Annotated in this window: 19 protein-coding genes; 9 read left to right on the plus strand and 10 right to left on the minus strand. The window is 36.7% G+C overall.

All coding sequences use genetic code 11. The annotated features are described in order from the left end of the window. Position 1: 1 nt before the first annotated feature. Both E4O01_RS00350 and E4O01_RS00355 read left to right on the plus strand, forming a co-directional pair. A complete protein-coding gene (locus E4O01_RS00350; protein WP_253693097.1) occupies positions 2 to 250 on the plus strand; it encodes an FmdB family zinc ribbon protein in 249 nt (82 codons plus the stop codon). 4 nt (positions 251 to 254) lie between these two features. Continuing rightward, positions 255 to 614, plus strand: a complete 360-nt coding sequence (locus E4O01_RS00355; protein WP_253693098.1) for a double zinc ribbon domain-containing protein — start codon at positions 255 to 257, stop codon at positions 612 to 614. A 3-nt stretch (positions 615 to 617) separates the two neighbouring features. Here E4O01_RS00355 and E4O01_RS00360 read toward each other — a convergent pair whose 3' ends face one another. From E4O01_RS00360 to E4O01_RS00385, 6 genes are all read right to left on the minus strand, one after another. Next, positions 618 to 1889 (minus strand): HD domain-containing phosphohydrolase, encoded by a 1272-nt coding sequence (locus tag E4O01_RS00360; RefSeq protein ID WP_253693099.1) that lies wholly within the window; start codon positions 1887 to 1889, stop codon positions 618 to 620. A gap of 46 nt (positions 1890 to 1935) precedes the next feature. Further along, positions 1936 to 3225, minus strand: coding sequence for a cobyrinic acid a,c-diamide synthase CobB (locus E4O01_RS00365; RefSeq protein WP_253693100.1), 1290 nt, complete (start codon positions 3223 to 3225; stop codon positions 1936 to 1938). Positions 3226 to 3228: 3 nt separating this feature from the next. Beyond that, positions 3229 to 3897: a precorrin-2 C(20)-methyltransferase gene (locus tag E4O01_RS00370; RefSeq protein WP_253693101.1), complete on the minus strand. Its 669-nt coding sequence runs from the start codon at positions 3895 to 3897 to the stop codon at positions 3229 to 3231. A 1-nt stretch (position 3898) separates the two neighbouring features. After that, positions 3899 to 4654 (minus strand): sirohydrochlorin cobaltochelatase, encoded by a 756-nt coding sequence (locus tag E4O01_RS00375; RefSeq protein ID WP_253693102.1) that lies wholly within the window; start codon positions 4652 to 4654, stop codon positions 3899 to 3901. Positions 4655 to 4808: 154 nt separating this feature from the next. Beyond that, positions 4809 to 6281 carry a M16 family metallopeptidase gene (locus E4O01_RS00380; RefSeq protein WP_253693103.1) on the minus strand — a complete coding sequence of 491 codons (1473 nt, stop codon included), beginning with the start codon at positions 6279 to 6281 and terminating at the stop codon, positions 4809 to 4811. Then, positions 6278 to 7741 (minus strand): M16 family metallopeptidase, encoded by a 1464-nt coding sequence (locus E4O01_RS00385; RefSeq protein WP_253693104.1) that lies wholly within the window; start codon positions 7739 to 7741, stop codon positions 6278 to 6280. The genes E4O01_RS00380 and E4O01_RS00385 overlap by 4 nt, the downstream gene beginning before the upstream one ends. A gap of 266 nt (positions 7742 to 8007) precedes the next feature. Here E4O01_RS00385 and E4O01_RS00390 point away from each other — a divergent pair, with 266 nt between their 5' ends. From E4O01_RS00390 to E4O01_RS00420, 7 genes are all read left to right on the plus strand, one after another. Further along, the gene (locus tag E4O01_RS00390; protein ID WP_253693106.1) at positions 8008 to 8373 is read left to right on the plus strand and encodes a GntR family transcriptional regulator; all 366 of its coding nucleotides are present in this window, start codon (positions 8008 to 8010) and stop codon (positions 8371 to 8373) included. Positions 8374 to 8388: 15 nt separating this feature from the next. Next, the gene (locus E4O01_RS00395) at positions 8389 to 9258 is read left to right on the plus strand and encodes an ABC transporter ATP-binding protein (RefSeq protein ID WP_253693108.1); all 870 of its coding nucleotides are present in this window, start codon (positions 8389 to 8391) and stop codon (positions 9256 to 9258) included. Between the two features lies 1 nt (position 9259). Then, positions 9260 to 9952, plus strand: a complete 693-nt coding sequence (locus E4O01_RS00400; protein WP_253693110.1) for a hypothetical protein — start codon at positions 9260 to 9262, stop codon at positions 9950 to 9952. A 132-nt stretch (positions 9953 to 10084) separates the two neighbouring features. Beyond that, positions 10085 to 10288: a hypothetical protein gene (locus E4O01_RS00405; RefSeq protein WP_253693112.1), complete on the plus strand. Its 204-nt coding sequence runs from the start codon at positions 10085 to 10087 to the stop codon at positions 10286 to 10288. A 54-nt stretch (positions 10289 to 10342) separates the two neighbouring features. Further along, entirely contained in the window at positions 10343 to 11080 is a 738-nt protein-coding gene (locus E4O01_RS00410; protein WP_253693114.1) for a DUF6895 family protein, read from the plus strand. Between the two features lie 6 nt (positions 11081 to 11086). Then, positions 11087 to 11800 carry a hypothetical protein gene (locus E4O01_RS00415; RefSeq protein WP_253693116.1) on the plus strand — a complete coding sequence of 238 codons (714 nt, stop codon included), beginning with the start codon at positions 11087 to 11089 and terminating at the stop codon, positions 11798 to 11800. A gap of 62 nt (positions 11801 to 11862) precedes the next feature. After that, entirely contained in the window at positions 11863 to 13563 is a 1701-nt protein-coding gene (locus tag E4O01_RS00420) for an ABC transporter ATP-binding protein (protein WP_253693118.1), read from the plus strand. A 2-nt stretch (positions 13564 to 13565) separates the two neighbouring features. Here the strand turns inward: E4O01_RS00420 and E4O01_RS00425 are convergent, their stop codons facing one another. Genes E4O01_RS00425 through E4O01_RS00440 form a run of 4 tightly spaced genes read right to left on the minus strand, consistent with a single transcriptional unit; the run spans position 13566 to position 17343 of the window. Continuing rightward, positions 13566 to 14168 carry an ATP-binding cassette domain-containing protein gene (locus E4O01_RS00425; protein WP_253693120.1) on the minus strand — a complete coding sequence of 201 codons (603 nt, stop codon included), beginning with the start codon at positions 14166 to 14168 and terminating at the stop codon, positions 13566 to 13568. Positions 14169 to 14190: 22 nt separating this feature from the next. Next, positions 14191 to 14577: a DUF1667 domain-containing protein gene (locus E4O01_RS00430; RefSeq protein WP_253693123.1), complete on the minus strand. Its 387-nt coding sequence runs from the start codon at positions 14575 to 14577 to the stop codon at positions 14191 to 14193. After that, complete coding sequence (locus tag E4O01_RS00435) at positions 14570 to 15877, minus strand: NAD(P)/FAD-dependent oxidoreductase (protein WP_253693125.1); 1308 nt, start codon at positions 15875 to 15877, stop codon at positions 14570 to 14572. Before E4O01_RS00435 ends, E4O01_RS00430 begins: the two co-directional genes overlap by 8 nt. Continuing rightward, positions 15874 to 17343, minus strand: coding sequence for an NAD(P)/FAD-dependent oxidoreductase (locus E4O01_RS00440; RefSeq protein ID WP_253693127.1), 1470 nt, complete (start codon positions 17341 to 17343; stop codon positions 15874 to 15876). The genes E4O01_RS00435 and E4O01_RS00440 overlap by 4 nt, the downstream gene beginning before the upstream one ends. Positions 17344 to 17377: the final 34 nt, after the last annotated feature.

Here is a 17377-nt window from a genome sequence, read left to right on the forward strand (position 1 = left end):
GATGCCAACTTATGAGTATGTCTGCGATTCTTGCGGTCATGATTTTGAGGTTTTTCAGCGGATGAGTGATGAGCCTGTATCTGTCTGTCCTGAGTGCGGTAAGCCTGTAAGACGAGTTATTTCGGGAGGCTTAGGAATTAATTTTAGAGGCTCCGGTTTTTATGTAAACGATTCCTCGTCTGCATCAAAGTCTGCTTCAGGCGGCTGTTCAGGTTGTTCCTCTTCTTCATGTTCATCTTGTAAGCACTAGACCTATGAGTTCAAATTTGAAAGGACATCAGCCTAAATTTTTTTGTGAAAATTGCGGGCAGGAAGTAAAAAGAAACACGAAAGTTTGTCCTCATTGCGGCCGTTTTTTTGCTTCGGTAAGATGTCCTTCTTGTAATTATATGGGGCATACGGATGAATTTATAAACGGATGCCCTTCATGCGGGTTTGCCGTAAGTTCCGATGCTTCGAAAAATACAAGAAAATATCATAAAAAAAAGTTAAAAGAAACTCGTTCAAAATATAAATCCAATAGATATGATGATCCTTTGCCTTGGTGGGTTTACAGTTTGGTTATAGGGTCTTTGACTCTACTGCTTGTGTATATCTTTTATTTTAGGGCCTAGGAGTTACTCGTCCGCAAAGTGGGCTTTAATGGCTTGAATTCTTTCGAGTACATCAAAAAAAGCATCAACTATCTGCGGATCAAATTTTTTCCCTTGCATTTTTTTGATTTCTTTAAGAATGTTTTCTTCTGTCCAAGAATCTTTGTAGGAGCGTTTAGATGAAAGGGCATCATAAACATCAGCTATTGCAACGATTCTGGCTCCAAGAGGAATTTCTTCACCTTTAAGACCTTTAGCAAATCCCGTTTGTCTGTCCTTTTTTAAAACTTTTCCTGTTTCTTCATCTATATGCCCCGGGTATCCTGTTCCATCCCAGTTTTCATGATGACGGAGAGCTATTTCTCTTGAAAGTTTATCGAGAGGCGATTCATCATCATTGAATAGACGGGCTCCAAGCCAAGTGTGTGTTTTCATTATTGAAAATTCTTCATCGGTCAATTTGCCTGCTTTTTTTAAAATAGTATCGGAGATTGCAACCTTGCCTACATCGTGAAGCATTGATGCAATCTTTAAGGAGTCTCTGTATTTTGTTTGTTCGGACATGGGAATCTTATTGTTAAAAGCCCATCGGTCGTAAATCTCAACAGAGTAATTTGCTACCCTGTTTACATGCATTCCCGTTTCCCGCGGATCGCGAAGTTCAGCCATTTTAATCATGCGCAAAACCATCGACCTTGTTAAAAAAGCATGTTCAAGAGCTATGCCTGCATTTGAAGCAAAGTGGCTTAAATAGATTTCATCATCATGAGAAAAAGATTTTGTATTTCTGTCTTTGTCAAGGGCATTTAAAACTTGGAGAACTCCTAGAAGCATACCCGACATTGAAAGAATAGGAATGGTTAAATTGGAAACGGTTTTATATCCGGTTTTTTTATCCGTTTCTTTTCCGAATTTATAAGGCAAATTTGGATCTATGTTGTAAACATCCGGAACGTTTACCAGTTTTTTTGTATTTGCTGCACAGCCTGCAATGCTTAAATTGTTTATAGGGAAGTCAAAGAAAATGTAAGGAAGTTTTTTACCTGCCGGAAGTTTTTTTTGTAGGGTATCATTTTGGGCATACCTAATTGCAAGTCTGTCTCCGTCAGCTATATATATTGACCCCGCATCGGCATTTACTACACTGCGGGCTTCTGTGAGTATCTGTTCTAAAAGAACATCAACGTCTTGAACGCTGTGTATTAAAGATTCTGTTTCAAGTATTTTGATGAGAATTTCTTCTTTAGTGAGTGCCTTATAGCTGTCTCCTGCAATCATCATTATATTATAATACATTATAGCAAAAAAGTCTATATTTTTTTAGAAGAATAAAATCCGCATTTTATTTGTGTATTAAATCGTAAAAATTTTCAAGATTATATATAAAGTGGATATTTTGAAAAAGAGCTAAACAGTTTTTATATGCGTAAGCATCCTTAAAATTTAAATTTGAGTAAGGTTTTTTAACGGTAAAAATCGGCGGAATTACGGTTGATGCTTTTGATTTGTGATATTCGGCAGCATTTATAATAGTCCCTTTTTTTCCTAAAATGCAGTCTTGCGTAAATTCAAGCTGCTTATATCCGAAATTTTGCAGGGTGCTTGTACTTCCAACCGAACCTTTAAAAATTCCGCACATTTTAAACCCGTCGAAGTCTTCAAAAAGGTAGGAGAGCGCTTCGCCTTCGGCTAAAATGCGGCCTCCATTTTCGGCGAATTTTTTAACGGCTGTTTTCAGCGGAATATTTTTTGAAAGTTCCTCTTTATATTTATTTATTTGCCCGCTCCCGAAATATAAAAAATCACAGTCAGGCAGCTCTGTATCTTTGAGAGGAGAAAAATAACTGACCTCAGTACTTTTTTTAAGTAAAAATATATTTTCGGAATAGTATAAATTAAAAGCCTCATCCATTGCGATTGCAGTGCGTGCCTTTGTTTTTTTTATGTCTATCTTGGTACCGGTTTTAAGAGGCTGAAATAAGTTTAAAAGTTTTTGAATGTCTATATTTTCTTTTACGATTTTATATAGAACATCTAAAAAATTTTTATCTTTCAGCCTTTCATCTATGTCCAGACCAAGTCCCGATTCTTCAATTTCAAATTCGGGGATTTTAGGAAAAAAACCCAAGACTTGCAGATCAAGGTTTCCTTCAATCATCTTTTTGTAAATAGGATAGAGTTTAGGATTGGTCTTGTTAAATATAATTCCCCTTATTCTGTTTTTTGAAAAATCGATCATTCCTTTTAGCTTAGGAATAATCGTAAACATCTCTCCCTGAGGTGCGTAGACCAATACGATACTGCTCCCGATTTTTTCTGCAGTATCAAATGAAGAGTTTTCAGAAGTAGAACCTATTCCGTCAAAGCACCCCATTACTCCCTCAATGAGAGCATATTCCGAGTTGGAAATATTAAGGGAAAACTCCATTCCTTTTTGCCCCATCATAAAGGGGTCGAGGTTTCCGGCTCTTTTACCTGAAATTATTTCGAGGATTTTCCTGTCCACTTGATCAGGACCTGTTTTAAAAGCCGAGATGTTAAGGCCTTCTTTTTTTAAAGAATAAAGAAGGGCTGAAGATACAATGGTTTTTCCCGAATTACTGTTAGGTGCAGATATCATTATTCCTTTCATCTGCTATTTTCCTTTTTGCTTGCGGGCAATAATTAAGGATATATAATTTTCGTCTTCTAAAATTTTTTCTTTTTCATTTTTAGTGAGAATTGACTCCTCATCCATAGTTGCTCTTTTTATATAAGCATAGTCGAAATTATTATCTTCAAATTCTTTTAATATAATATTTTTTTGTTTAAATGTTTTTAAAAGAGCTATGGATGAAGATGAATTTAAAACGGATTCATCTAAGTGATCAGTTATAGTAAATACTTCTCCTTTTTCGGCAAGAGGAATTTTTGCTCTTCCTGCGGCAGCGACAGCAGATGGAATTCCTGAAACAATTTGTAAATTGATTTGAGGATTTTTAAAATATGGCATCATATAAATAAAGGTGCTGTATATCATCGGATCCCCTATAGTTAGAATAACGGAGGCCGAATTTTCCTTTGTTTCGTTGATTATTTTCTCGGCTTGAATTTTATAGTCTTTATCGGAAACATTTCCCATAGGAAAATCGAGAAAAAAAATTTTTTTGTTTTTTATAAAATCCCGTACCGTATCTAAGGCCATGTTTTTCCCTTTATTGTTTGGAGCAAAAATAAGATCTGCATTTTCAAGGGTTTTTATTGCCTGCAATGTAAGATATTCCGGAGCTCCCGGGCCCGTTCCGACTGCAAAAATATTTTTCATCTTAACCTCTGCAGGAATTTATTGTATTTTCTAAAGATTTATAAATAATTTCGCGGATCATAGGATATTCGCCTAAGCCTTTGAGATTTGCATTAACCTTGTATCCTTCATTTTTTAAAATTGTGTACCAGCTGTCTTCTTCATCGCCGGCCATATCATTGTGGGCATGGTCGCCTGCAACCATCATAAAGGGGTAAAGTTCAATTTTTTTTATTTTGCGCTCGGCAAGAATAGGTAAAATATCTTTTAGTTCTACAGAGCCTTCAACTGTTCCTATCAAAACATTTTCAAGCCCCATCGAATTAAGTTTTTGCTGCATTGTTTCATAGAATTTATCCGAATCATGGGATGAACCGTGCCCCATAAATATGACAGCTTCATTTTTTTCCGGTTTTTTTAAATCGAGAGCTCTTATTATTTTATCTAAGTCAGCATTTTTGTGAAGAAGCGGAAGCCCTAAAACCGTATTTTCGAATTGAAGTTTTTCGTACTCTTCTCCCGGAATTATGTGGGTCGGCTGTATGTAAATTTCGGAAAAACCTTCCTCCTTTAAATCGTCTATGAGTTCTTTAGGAGAAGGAACATTGATGGAATCCCTTTTTTTAAGAATTGCTCTGACCATATTTGAAGTATAGGTTTTAAAAATACTGTAATCTTTAAAACGGTCTTTTGCTTCTTTTTCGATAAGATCTATTGTTTTTTCTCTTGTTTCGGCATAGCTCGTTCCGAAACTTGCAATTACTACGGCTTTTTTCATTTTTTCCCTCTATTCTTTAAGGTGTTTTTTGATAAATTATTCGATAAGTATAATGAGAAAAGAATCAAAAATCAAGACCGATAAAGAGTTTTAATCTTTTAACCGGTCTCGATTTTTAATTTGGCATTAAGGTTTTTAGACTACCTTAAAATTTTTATTTTTTTACATTGCCGGTAAATCTCATAAACTTAGGCTTATCCAGTTTTGACAAGGTTGCAGAATCTGCAACCACCATCCAGCTTATTTTTCCGTTTACTATGTACTCGTTTGTAACCCTTATAATATCTTCGGCTGTAATCGCATTTATCTTGTCAATCATTCTCAGGTACTCATAGGGGTTGCCGTAATAGGCTTGACTATACATAATTTGAGCAGCAGCATCGGAGTTCGTGAGCTGGTTGCCGAAAAAGCCGTTAATAAATTTGGACTTATAGGCTTCAAGGTTTTCGGCAATGGGGGCGTAAGTTTCTCCGCTGGATTTTGTTACGCTTCCTTCACCGGATTTTATTCCCTGTCCTTTTAGATTAATTGTTTGTCCTGAAGCCAATACGGCAATTGCTTCATCAAAAGCTGTCTTAGCTTTTGTAGGCTTATCAGACTTAAAGACAACAAGGGAACCGTAGCTTGAATTAAAGCCGTGAGCATTTGTCCATACCGAATAGCAGGCTGCATTTTGAGTTCTTACAATTTCAAAAAGGAGTTCGTTTAAGATTGTGTAGGTAAATCTTAATGTTGTAAAATCTTTTGATTGTACGGGCGGAATTATATAGTCGCCTCTTATGTAAGCAATTCCCTTGGACTCTTCAAAGGCTTCCGTAAAAAGATTTTGTTTTATGTCAAGTTTTTTTACTTCAGGTGTCTTGTTTTGCTTTACGGGAATTTTACCGATCGTTTTATTTAATTGAGCAATGAGGCTTGATGGCTTAAAGTTTCCGACTGCAACAATGAACATTCTATCGGCTGTAAGTTTTTCGGTATACCATCGTTTTAAGTCTTCTATTTTCATAGCCGAAACTGAGTTTTCGGTTCCGTCTTTTTCAATAGAATAAGGATGTCCCTTAAAAATATTTTCGTGAAGCTTTGTTACAGTAAAATCATAAGGATCGCTCATTCTTTTTTTGATGTTCATCAAGACTGCTTTTTTTACAAGCTCCAATTCTTTTTCATCAAAGACGGGATTCATAATTGAATCGGTAAAAATATCCAACATCTGATTCAGGTATTTATCGATAGTAGTCAAGTTGAGCCATGAAATATCTATACCGGTATTTGCAGTCATTGCACTTGAATTTTCCGAAGAGATTCTTTTTATATCTTCATATGAATATTTTTTTGAACCTCTCAGCATCATACTAAGAGTTAAAGATTCCAATCCGTCTTTTCCTTGTGGAAGAAGGGCTAGACCGCCCGAGTAGACAACGTTCATCGTGAAGATTCTATTGGTATCTTGTTTTTTTAAAATTACCTTAATACCGTTATCTAAGGTGTGTTCGCTGATTAGGGGAACATTTGCCTTCATAAAGCTGCTTGAGTGTTCAAGCTCCTCAATTTTCGGAGCGGGCGGAGTTGTTTTGCATGAAAACAACAGTACAATTATACATAGTGTAATAAATATCTTTTTTTTCATTTTTTATCTCCCCACCAAAAGCAATTTTCTCTGGTTATAAGATTAAAGTTTTCTTTTTTAAATGCTTCCATTTCGTTTTTGTAATCTTCGGCATTCATTCTGACTATGATAATCGGCTGATTTTCCAAAATATATTTTTGTAAAAATGAGTCGATATCGGCCTTTGTTACCTTTTTCATATTTTTAAGATAGTTGAAAAAGTAATCGGCAGAAGCAGATGACCACCAAAAGGATAGAGTTTCGACAAAGTCGTCCGGTTTTTCCAAGCCTAAAATTTCGGCATCTTCCAATTGGCGTTTTACAATTTCAAATTCTTTTTTTTCAAAATACGAGCTGTTGTTTTTAGTCTTTTCTATTTCTTCATAGATTGCTTTTTGAAAATCCTTAGCCCGTTTTCCTGTAGGAATCGAGGGGTCAACTAGAGCTAAAGTGCCGAAGCTGATTTGCCCTCCATCCCTTTGGGTGTAATAATTTGCCCAAGTTTGATCTTTTTCATAAAGATTTGGAACGGCTTCAAAGATATTCTTTTTAAATTGACCTGCAGGCAGACCATAAAGCGAACCCCAGATATCGGCTGCATAAGTAGGTTTGGGCTCCCTAACTACATCAGGCCCCCTCATGTACATATAAAAAACGGACATACCTTTATAAAACCCGGGATCCGGATATACGAGATAAAGAGGTTCTTTTATGGCAGGGAAAGCTTGAGGATCCGGCATGGGATTCCAAGGGTCTTTTCCTTTTTCCCAATCACCGTAGTATTTTTTTACTTCATTATAAACTTCTTTAGGATTTACATCGCCTGCAACGAAGATGGCTGCATTATTCGGAATATAATATGTATTTTGCATCTCTTTAAGCATTTCGGGTGTTGCAGCTCTTATGACCTTATCATATCCGCCTACATCCCGTCTCCAAGGATATTTTGAGAACATTCTTTTTGTTAAGGTTTCGGAAATCGGGACTCCGGGATTAGCTCTGTTTCCGTTGATTTCGTTGCATACTACATCTTTTTCGATTTCAAGTTCTTCTTTATCGAAAAGAGGATAGCGCATTGCATAAGACCAAAACTCCAAACCCTTGTCTGTCTTATCGGACGGTAATGTTATGTAGTAGGTTACATATTCGGTAGAAGTTCCTCCGTTCCAGCCCGCTACACCCAGTTCCGTCATAGCTGCGGAAAATTGGGTTTCGGTTTGGTACTTTTTATTTCCCTTAAAGAGCATGTGCTCATATAAGTGGAAAATGCCGCAAGTTTCCGGTGTCTGAGTAAGAGCTCCGCACCTAAAGGTAACTTGAATACGGGTAAGGGGTACTGCATGGTTTTCGAGTACGAAAAGTTCCAAGCCGTTATCAAGCTTAAAAAAACTCAATCCGGGAACAGGGGTGGAATCGGCAAACACAGGGCTGATCAGCATTAAAATGATAAGCATTGCCGAAAAAACTTTAATACGTCTCATTTAATTTCCTCCATAAAAAATATTGGATATTAAGATTATCCCTTAAATCATAAAACAATTGTAACACAGGTATTAAAATTTTTCCAGTCAAAAATTATAAGGAGTAATTGCCGCTAAAATGGCGGTCATTAGGGCTCCGGCCCGTCCTAAAACGTTGCCTTCTATCTTTCTTTGTTTGAAAAATCGGCTATATTTTTTAAATTTCCTCTTGACAAAAGTTGTTATTCTGTATATATTTAATATATACAGAATAACAGGGGGCGAAGGTGAATATTTTTTTGAATAACTCTTCAGGGATTCCTCTTTACGAGCAGCTTTCGGAAAGTATAAAGAATCAAATTTTAAGCGGCACCTTAAAGGAAGGGGAAGCCCTGCCTTCGATGAGGGGCTTGGCAGCTTCCCTCCGTGTGAGTGTCATCACCACAAAGCGGTCCTATGAAGATTTAGCCCGCGAGGGCTTTTTGTACTCGGTTCCTGCAAAGGGGTATTTTGTTGCCGATGTAAATTTAAAAAAAATAGAAAAGTCGATTAAAAAAAATATTGAAGAAAAATTAAAAGAGATTTGCAGTCAAGCAAAAAAAATTAATCTAAATGCTGAGGATTTATATAAAATCCTCAGGCGTATTTATTAAGTCCAAGGAGTTTTTATGATATCTGATGAGGTACTAAAAGTTGAAAAACTTAAATTTTCGATAGGGCGGGGTAAAAAGGCTTTTTCTTTAGATGGTATTTCTTTTTCGATTCCGCGGGGATGTGTTACGGGCTTAATAGGAGAAAACGGTGCAGGGAAAACAACCCTTATCCGCCTTCTTCTCGATATGTATCAGCCGGAAAGCGGAAAAATCTTTATCTTTGGGGAGAAATTAAAAAGAGAAAATATAGAAATAAAAGAAAAAATCGGTTTTGTTATAAATGACAGTTTTTTGTCCTTGTTGTTCACGCCTAAAAAATTTGGACGATTTTTTGCGGGTGTTTACAAAAATTGGAATCAAGAACTTTACGAAAAGTACCTAAACGATTTTAAAATTCCTCCTTCAAGGTTTTTGTCGGGTCTGTCTTCGGGAACTATGCAAAAGCTTCAAATTGCGATAGCCCTCTCTCACGGAGCCGAGTTATTGATTTTGGATGAACCTCTTAATTTTTTAGACCCTGTTTCCAAAAAAGAATTTTTAGATCTTATAAGAAACTTTATGCTTGACGAAAATCACTCGGTTTTAATTTCGAGCCATCAAACAAACGAGCTTGAAAAAATTTGCGATGAAATTGTTTTTATAAGTGAGGGGAAAAAAGTTTTTGATTCTTCTTTAGAAAATATAAATAAAAATTACGGGCTTTTAAAAATAGATGAAAAGACTTTTAAGTCCTTGTATAGTAATGAATATATAGGTTATAGAAAAACCGATTATGCTTATGAGGTTTTGGTTTCGGATAAGGAAAATCAAAAATTTAACGGAATGGTTTGCGAAGATGCAAGCCTTGAAGATATTATGTATTTTTATACAAAGGAGAAAATCTAAAATGAAAAAAATTAGAGCGATTATATTTAATTCTATGCATAGTATTGGTGTTTTAATTGGAAGTATTTTCTTTTTAATTGGAATTATTGAGATTCTTATAGGAGCATTGATTCCTGCTGCTCGGAATGTTATCTTTTTTCAAGGTTTAATGTTTTTATTTATCGGAACTATGGCTCCCTCTCTTTCCTTTTATGAATCTATTACAATGTGTATATTAATGCCGATACGTGGGAAAGAATATTTTATTGCAAATAGTATTTATTCTTTGTCGGTTAATTTTTTAAGTGTTTTTATTTTAAGTCTTATTTTATATATTATAAATTTTTTTCTACCGATTGAAGATTTTAAACTCCTTATTTTAATTATGTTTATTTACTTACCTGCTGCCGTATCTTTTAACATGATTTTATGTGCAGTTGCAATTAAAGGAGGGCTTTTGCGCAGTATGATTACCTCAGTTATAGCTTACGGATTGCCTCCTGCAGTTCTTACTTTAGTAAATATCGGATTAAATACTTCGCATGATAAACTAAAATCTTTTTTTCAAATAATTCCGTTCCCATTTTTTCTTCTTGCAGTTTATCTTGTTTCTTTAGTTCTTATTTTAATTTCTTTCTTTTTAGGAACAAGGAATTTTAACAAATTTAGAGTAAAAGATTTTATGTTTATGAATCAATACCGCAGGAAAGGATAGAAATAGATTTTGTTCATTATTATTATAAATTTAACAATTTTATTAAAAAATATATGATTTTAAAAAAAAGCTTGACAATTTTATATTTTTCTGTTATTATGTTGGTATAAATTAACTTTAAGGAGAAGTTGTATGGAGTTTAATCTTTTTAACAAAGTATTTAGAGTAGGTGTAACAAAAAAGTTTTCGGCTGATGACCTATTGGGTAGTAATATCTACTACGGTGGCGTGTTTATTGGTAATGGTCCAGATCGTTATATCTTAGTACAGTGGATCGAAGATGCCAATCAAAAAGCTGGTACTCCTATATTAAATGCTGTAGTATCTCTGGCATAAGAAGTGTACCAAGATTTAAGTAAAAAATCATTACGTTGGATAAAATCTAACTTAATGACCTTTTTGAAACCGGCAAAAATCTCATATAAATTAGGTTTTGTGTATAAAGCCTCCGCAGAGTTGCTCTTCACTTCTATTTTTAAAAATCATAATGATGAATTAAACAGCGAAATAGCTTTTAAATTAAAGCGGATACAAAGGCAAAAGCAGATGTTTGCCGATATTTCGCAAAAAGATATCGGCAAAATCATTTTAATGATTTTTTTTAATAAGAAGCCGAACTTTACAAAAACTACACTGGATAGTGTGAATTTATTATCATCTAGGGAGCAGCTGGAATTTTCTATGTATCTATCTTTATTGAATAATTTTTCGTCTATTAAACTATTAGATGATAAAATACTGGAAAATACACTTATACATCAAAAACTATCAGCCTGCAATTTTGAAATAATGGATATATACGAACTCACACATGAAATTATGTATTTTACTATGTTGGGAAGAAGCACACATCAAATTTTATCGGATAATTCAGATTATTTGGACACTACGATTCATAATCTTTTAGATAAAATGATAGCAGAAAAAAATATAGATTTAATTGCAGAGTTGATATTGGTAAGTCAATTATTGAATATTGAGCTTGATGAAAAATTAAAAGATAATTCTTATATGCTGTTGGATGCTTTTTTGGAACAAAATATAAATAAGCGCGGTATAAGTATAATATTAAATAAACAATTTAATAAGATATATCATCAAATGCTTGTTATTTCTTTATTGAGGTAAAACGTCATGAGCTTACATATATATGAAAAATATTCAAAGAAGTATCACAGTAAAGCAAGATTAGGTATAACATTAAAAACATATTTGCTGTCTATCAAAACTTTTTCAATTTATACCAAACTTATGGGTAAGGATGCTTTTTTCTGCCCCGAAGTTAATAGTTTTTTTTCAAAAAAACAGATTAATGATTGGCAAATATTTAAAGACCTTCCTCGTTCATACATCTTTAATTATATAGCTGCCGGACATTTATTAGGTGATACGGAATTTAAAGATTCTTTTTTAAATGCTCCTATTCCTGACTATATAAACGAAAAAGAATTTTTGATTTTTACAGGTAATCCTGCTGATAGATTATTAAAAGATTTCATTCAGGGTAAGCATCTTGAAAATTTAGATTATTATAAAAATTTAGTGAAAATAATAAAGAGTAAAAAAACTTCTCTTTCTTTATCTGATGTTTATTTTTTGTTGTGTTTTTGTGCTGTGTTTTCAAAAGAAGAATTATTTGCTTTAATATCAGACATAGAATTTTCATATCATTATAATAATTTAAAAGAAGAAGCGGAGTATGAATTGCTTCTTTTAATGTTTCTCATAGGAAATTCTTATATTGAGAATAAAGAAAAAGAATTAAAACTTATTTTAAGAAGATTCGATAAATTATCTTTTGACAGTAAATTTATACTTATAGCTTTATTGCATATATACCGCTATTGACTATTTATATCTTAATTGCTAAGATGACTTTGTATAAAAGTTTGATGAGGAGAACTTACTTTATGGATAAATCGACATTTAAGAAATTAAAAAAACGGGTTCCTGTAAATACCGGTGCGATTATTTTTGCCTGTGTTTTGGTAGGGCTTGGAACGCTTACAAGTTTTGCAATACCTTGGTTTGCTAAACTTATTTTGGACGGAAATAACAGCAAGCAATATCTTATGACGTTGACCTGTGCAGTTTTGTTTTCGGCTGTAGTAAGCGTTATAGGCAGATACATCTTTAATAAGAGTGCAATTGTGTGGACTTTGAAGCTGCGCTCCGATATTGCAGACCATATTTTCGGTGTTAAAATGAAATTTTTTAACAAAAAAAATTCGAGTGAATTGAGCAGCGAGATATTAAACTTTACCGAAAAAATAAAAGAGCTGTTTACTTCAACTACGATGCATTTAATATCGATAGCGATAAGCTCTATAAGCATTGCTGTTCTCTTCGTTTTAAGCTGGAAGCTTACCTTAGTGATGATGGGTTCTTTACTCGCCTTTGTTATAGTGATTTCTCCTATCAGTTCTATGAGCTCTAAGGTGTACAAAAAAAATCAAGAAGCTCTCAATAAACTTATCGGTGCTTTAAGCAGCATTTTTTTGGAAATAAAACTTGTTAAAAGTTATACAGCCGAAAAAACCGAAGCAAAGCGGATAGGGAATTTAAATACGGAAGTAAAAAACTTATCGGTTAAATCCGTTAAAATTGAAGCTGCTATAGAGCCTATCATTATGACAATCTTTATACTAAATCTGTTTTTTATCTTTGTATACGGCGGTTCCTTGGTTGCCAAAAACGAAATGACCATAGGTTCTTTGATCGCGTTTTGTTTATACCTTTTTCAAATAATTACACCCATGGTTAATATAGGAAACTTTTTTAAGGATATAAAGAGCTTAAATGAAATGTCGGATAGTATCGTAAAAATATTTGAACTTGAAACCGAAGAATCCGGAACAAAACCTGTGGACAATGCCATGCAAACCTCAAGCATTAAATTCGATAATATCTCATTTAAATATGACGATGATGCGGTGATTTTAAAAGACTTGTCTTTAGAAATAGAACCTAAAAAAACTATAGCCATTGTAGGACCGAGCGGAAGCGGTAAGTCTACTCTATTTAGCTTGCTGGAACGTTTTTATAATGAATATGAAGGCAGTATCAGCATTGGCAATACCGATATAAACGAATTTGATTTAAAAGACTGGCGTAAAAAAATAAGCTATGTTCAGCAAATAAGCTCAACCACCGAAGACAGTATTCTTAACAACATTACCTACGGAAGTGACGGACCTGTTCCGCAAGAACTCATAGAAGCCTCCCTTAAAAAAGCGGGCATCTATGATTATGTAAACAGCTTACCCGAAAAATTAAATACCATTGTGCAAGAAAAAGGAACTAACTTTTCAAGCGGACAACTCCAGCGGCTTATGATTGCAAGGGCTCTAATTAAACAGCCCGACATTCTTCTTCTTGATGAGGTAACTGCAAGTTTAGATAGTGAAAATGAACTTTTGGTAAAGACTACTTTAGATTCTATAAAGAGTGAAAAAACAATAGTTATCATTGCTCACCGCCTCTCAACGGTAACAAGTGCTGATAAGATTGTATTTTTGGACGGAGGCAAAATCACCGGGGTCGGCACTCATGAGGAGCTTTTAAAAACTCACGCCTTATACGAAAAATATGTAAATAACCAACTGATATAATTTTATAACTCCACTATCTTATCCGCAATTTTTTTTGCGAAGGGCGCATCGTGAGTTACGCAGACTGCGGTGCGCTTTTCTTTTTTGACAATCGATAAAAAAAGATCGGCAACTCTGTACTTGTTTTTTTCGTCGAGGGAGTCGAAGGCTTCATCGAGGAGAAGGAGGGGGGCAGGATAGCTTAGGGCACGGGCGAGACCTGCACGCCGCTGCATTCCGCCTGAAAGCTCGGCGGGTAAAAAGTTTTCAAAGCCTGAAAGCCCCAAGGCTCTTAAATAAAAAAGAGCCTTTTCCTTATTTTCAATTTTTGAAGATTTTTTTGAATCCAAAACATATTCTATATTTTCTACGGCCGTTAGATGAGGAATAAGACGCATGTCCTGATAGGCCATGGCATAGCTTCCGCGGACGGGACGGTTTTCTATGATTCCCGATTTTAACTCAAGGCTGCCTGAAATAATTTTTAGGAGGGTAGTTTTGCCCGCCCCAGACTCTCCTAAAATGCAGGTAACTTTTTGTGGAGGAATTTCAATATTGAGGTTTTGAAAAACCTTGTGCTTAGAGTAATAAAAAGTTCCGTCGTGTATTGTAATCGGTCTTTCCATTTGCCCCTCAGTGCTGTTTGATTTATCTCGGCTCGGCTTTGCGGCAGGTGCGGCTTGCGACTATATCTATTCCTGTGTTAAGCACATTTTCAATTATCACCTCTCCCATCTTTTTGGGGGCTTGAGTTTTGATGCTGTTTATTTCTTTCATTACATCGAAGATCAAGGCCTTAGGTATGGGGCTTGAAGTTTTTACGGGAAGAGATGGAAGAACTCCGCCCTCGATTATTACGGTCGAGCTTATGTTTCTTCGAGGGTCCTTGATTTCCTGCATTGCGTAAAGCTCGCCGCCCTTGCATAAATTTCCGTTAACGGAAAATTCTCCCGACTCTTCTTTGAAGACTGAAAGTTTACAGCCCCGCGGGCAGGACACACACGTAAAATCTTTTTTTATCAGTTCTCTACTCATCTAAAATTACCTCCACAGTTATGTCTTCGGTTAATTCCTTTAAGGTGATAAAGTTTAAGGGAATGTTTATCATCTCGGACGGAACCAGCTGAGCCGTTTTCTTTTGTGCAAGAATTTTTTCGCCTGACTTAATTATAAGGCGGGCGTTTCTATAAACCGAATCCGTCCGCATAAAAAGGGAAGCTCCGTCGATGTTCGAGGTGTTTATTCTGTTCGGAACAATGTAGCGGATTCCTTTTTTGGCTATTGTCTTAATAAAAGCAGCTTCCTCTTTTTGCGAGGCCTTATTTTCAAGCTTCTTGTTTTTTTGAGCAAAGAGGGCTGCGTTCTTTCCGGCTGTTCGGCTTTCTTTTGTAACGAAGTCTACGATGTCGTGCACGTGGAGAACATTTCCGCAGGCAAAGATGCCGCTTGCTTCCGTTTCCATTCCGTTATCGACAAAGGCGCCGTTTGTTATCGGGTTGAGGGCTATGCCTGCCTTTTGCGTAAGTTCGTTTTCGGGGATGAGCCCGACTGAAAGAAGAACCGTATCGCAGGAAAATTCTTTTTCGGTTCCGGGGATTTCTTTAAAGGAAGAATCTATTTGCGCTATCGTAACTCCCGTAACCCTGTCCTTGCCGTGGACGCAGGATATGCTGTGACTTAAAAAAAGCGGAATCCCGTAGTCTTCGAGGCATTGGGCTATGTTGCGGTTTAGGCCGCTTGAATAGGGCATGATTTCGATAACGGCCTTTACCTTGGCTCCTTCCAAGGTCATGCGGCGGGCCATGATTAGACCGATGTCGCCTGAGCCGTAGATTACAACCTCTTTGCCGACGGAAAGCCCCTCGATGTTCATAAGGCGCTGAGCCATGCCTGCATTAAAAACTCCCGATGGGCGGTAACCTTTTAGGGCGATGGCTCCTGCCGTGCGTTCGCGGCAGCCCATTGCAAGGACTACAGCTCCCGCCCTTATTTTTTTTAAGCCGCCTTCATTTATGAGGGTAATTTCCCTTTCCTTGGTTAGGTCGATTACCATGGTATTGAGGAGGATGTCTATGTCCTCTCTTTTTACCATCTTTATAAAGCGTTCCGCATATTCGGGGCCGGTTAATTCTTCTTTAAATTCGTGGAGACCGAAGCCTGCATGAATACATTGGTTTAAGATGCCGCCGAGTTCAAAGTCTCTTTCGATTATGAGAACGGAAGAAGCTCCGTTTTTTTTGGCTTCAAGGGCTGCCGCTAAGCCTGCCGGGCCTCCGCCTATTACGGCGACCTCGTATTCGTCTTTGCAATTATTGCTTTCTTTTATATTTATCATTGTGTACCGCCCTTTAGCTTTCCGTAAACAATCGGAGAGTTTCTTCTGTCCTTTTGAATTTTTTCGATAGGAGTTTTTAATTCGCGTGAAAGGATTTGGAGCACGTGGGGCTCGCAAAAACCTCCCTGACATCTTCCCGAGCCGGGGCGTACCCGCCTTTTTATGCCGTCAACCGTGCGGGCTCCTGCAGGCCGGTGAATTGCCTCAATGATTTCTGCCTCGCTTACTGTTTCGCAGCGGCAGATAACATGGCCGTAAAGCGGATTTTCTTTTATAAGAGCGTCCTGTTCTTTTGGGCTTAGGTCTGCAAAGTGCTTGATTGCCTTTCTATTCTCGTTAAAGTTTTTCTTTTTGTTAAAGGGAAGTTTTAAGTCATCGGCTTCTTTTTTTGCGAGTTCCGCAACATATTCTCCAATGGCGGGAGCCGAGCTTAGTCCGGGCGATTCGATTCCGCCTGCGTGTATAATTCCCTTGGAATTTTTTGACGCATAGATCATAAAGTCGCCCGTGTCAGGCCTTGCCCTTACCCCGGCAAAAATGCGGATGGTGTTTTTAAAATTGAGAGAGGGCACTGTCTTTAAAGCCTTTTCTTCTACCTGAGCCAAGCCTTGGGCTGAAACGGATGTGTCTTCTGCATCTTCAATATTTTCTGCGGAAGGACCGGCCAAAAAATTCCCGTGATAGGAGGGGAGAACCAAGATGCCCTTTCCCATCTTTGAGGGAGCCTGAAAGCAGATATGGTTTACAAGATTTGTATAGTTTTTATCGAAGAGGCGGTATTCCCCGCGGCGGGGTAGAATTTTAAAATCTTCGTCGCCTGCCATTTTTGCAATCTTATCGGAGTAAAGCCCTGCGGCATTTATAACGAGCTTTGTTTTAAAATTCTTTTCTTCCGCCCTGCCTGATAATGTTTTGATGACATAGGCTTGGTCTTCTCTTTCAATTGAGATAACCTCGTTTTCTGGGAGGAAGTCTACACCGTTGGAAACGGCGTTTTCCATAAAGGCCGCCGTCATGTCGAAGGGACAGATGACTCCGGCTGTTCCGCAGTATAGGGCTCCCGCAGCCTCTTTTGAAACATTGGGTTCTTCTTTTAAAAGCCTTTCCCTATCCCACAGCTCTAAGCCTTCAGCACCGTTTTTTATGCCTCGTTCGTAGAGGACTGAAAGTTCTTGTTTTTCTTCTTCGTTAAAGGCGATTACAAGAGAGCCTAATTGTTTAAAGCGCAGATCCAATTTTTCTTTTAAGCTGCGCACTAAAAAATTACCTCTCACATTTAGCCTTGCCTTCAATGAGCCTTCCTTTGCGTCATAGCCTCCATGGATGATTCCGCTATTGGCCTTGCTTGTACCGCAGCCGAATTCCAATTCTTTTTCGAGGACGGCGATTTTTAATTCGTATTTTGAAAGTTCCCGTGCAATGCAGGCTCCTACAACTCCTGCTCCGATTATCATTATATCGTACATATCCTTTGATAATATCACTATTTTGAGGCTTAGT

It is taken from the genome of Treponema sp. OMZ 790 (assembly GCF_024181285.1).
Lineage (GTDB): Bacteria > Spirochaetota > Spirochaetia > Treponematales > Treponemataceae > Treponema_B.

Excerpts from the sequence above, each read along its gene's own strand:
- E4O01_RS00395 (WP_253693108.1), top strand. The coding sequence starts at position 8,389 with ATGATATCTGATGAGGTACTAAAAGTTGAAAAACTTAAATTTTCGATA.
- E4O01_RS00415 (WP_253693116.1), top strand. The coding sequence starts at position 11,087 with ATGAGCTTACATATATATGAAAAATATTCAAAGAAGTATCACAGTAAA.
- E4O01_RS00365 (WP_253693100.1), bottom strand. The coding sequence starts at position 3,225 with ATGAAAGGAATAATGATATCTGCACCTAACAGTAATTCGGGAAAAACC.
- E4O01_RS00355 (WP_253693098.1), top strand. The coding sequence starts at position 255 with ATGAGTTCAAATTTGAAAGGACATCAGCCTAAATTTTTTTGTGAAAAT.
- E4O01_RS00350 (WP_253693097.1), top strand. The coding sequence starts at position 2 with ATGCCAACTTATGAGTATGTCTGCGATTCTTGCGGTCATGATTTTGAG.
- E4O01_RS00420 (WP_253693118.1), top strand. The coding sequence starts at position 11,863 with ATGGATAAATCGACATTTAAGAAATTAAAAAAACGGGTTCCTGTAAAT.
- E4O01_RS00405 (WP_253693112.1), top strand. The coding sequence starts at position 10,085 with ATGGAGTTTAATCTTTTTAACAAAGTATTTAGAGTAGGTGTAACAAAA.
- E4O01_RS00425 (WP_253693120.1), bottom strand. The coding sequence starts at position 14,168 with ATGGAAAGACCGATTACAATACACGACGGAACTTTTTATTACTCTAAG.
- E4O01_RS00410 (WP_253693114.1), top strand. The coding sequence starts at position 10,343 with ATGACCTTTTTGAAACCGGCAAAAATCTCATATAAATTAGGTTTTGTG.
- E4O01_RS00430 (WP_253693123.1), bottom strand. The coding sequence starts at position 14,577 with ATGAGTAGAGAACTGATAAAAAAAGATTTTACGTGTGTGTCCTGCCCG.
- E4O01_RS00380 (WP_253693103.1), bottom strand. The coding sequence starts at position 6,281 with ATGAAAAAAAAGATATTTATTACACTATGTATAATTGTACTGTTGTTT.
- E4O01_RS00360 (WP_253693099.1), bottom strand. The coding sequence starts at position 1,889 with ATGTATTATAATATAATGATGATTGCAGGAGACAGCTATAAGGCACTC.
- E4O01_RS00375 (WP_253693102.1), bottom strand. The coding sequence starts at position 4,654 with ATGAAAAAAGCCGTAGTAATTGCAAGTTTCGGAACGAGCTATGCCGAA.
- E4O01_RS00370 (WP_253693101.1), bottom strand. The coding sequence starts at position 3,897 with ATGAAAAATATTTTTGCAGTCGGAACGGGCCCGGGAGCTCCGGAATAT.
- E4O01_RS00440 (WP_253693127.1), bottom strand. The coding sequence starts at position 17,343 with ATGTACGATATAATGATAATCGGAGCAGGAGTTGTAGGAGCCTGCATT.
- E4O01_RS00435 (WP_253693125.1), bottom strand. The coding sequence starts at position 15,877 with ATGATAAATATAAAAGAAAGCAATAATTGCAAAGACGAATACGAGGTC.
- E4O01_RS00385 (WP_253693104.1), bottom strand. The coding sequence starts at position 7,741 with ATGAGACGTATTAAAGTTTTTTCGGCAATGCTTATCATTTTAATGCTG.
- E4O01_RS00400 (WP_253693110.1), top strand. The coding sequence starts at position 9,260 with ATGAAAAAAATTAGAGCGATTATATTTAATTCTATGCATAGTATTGGT.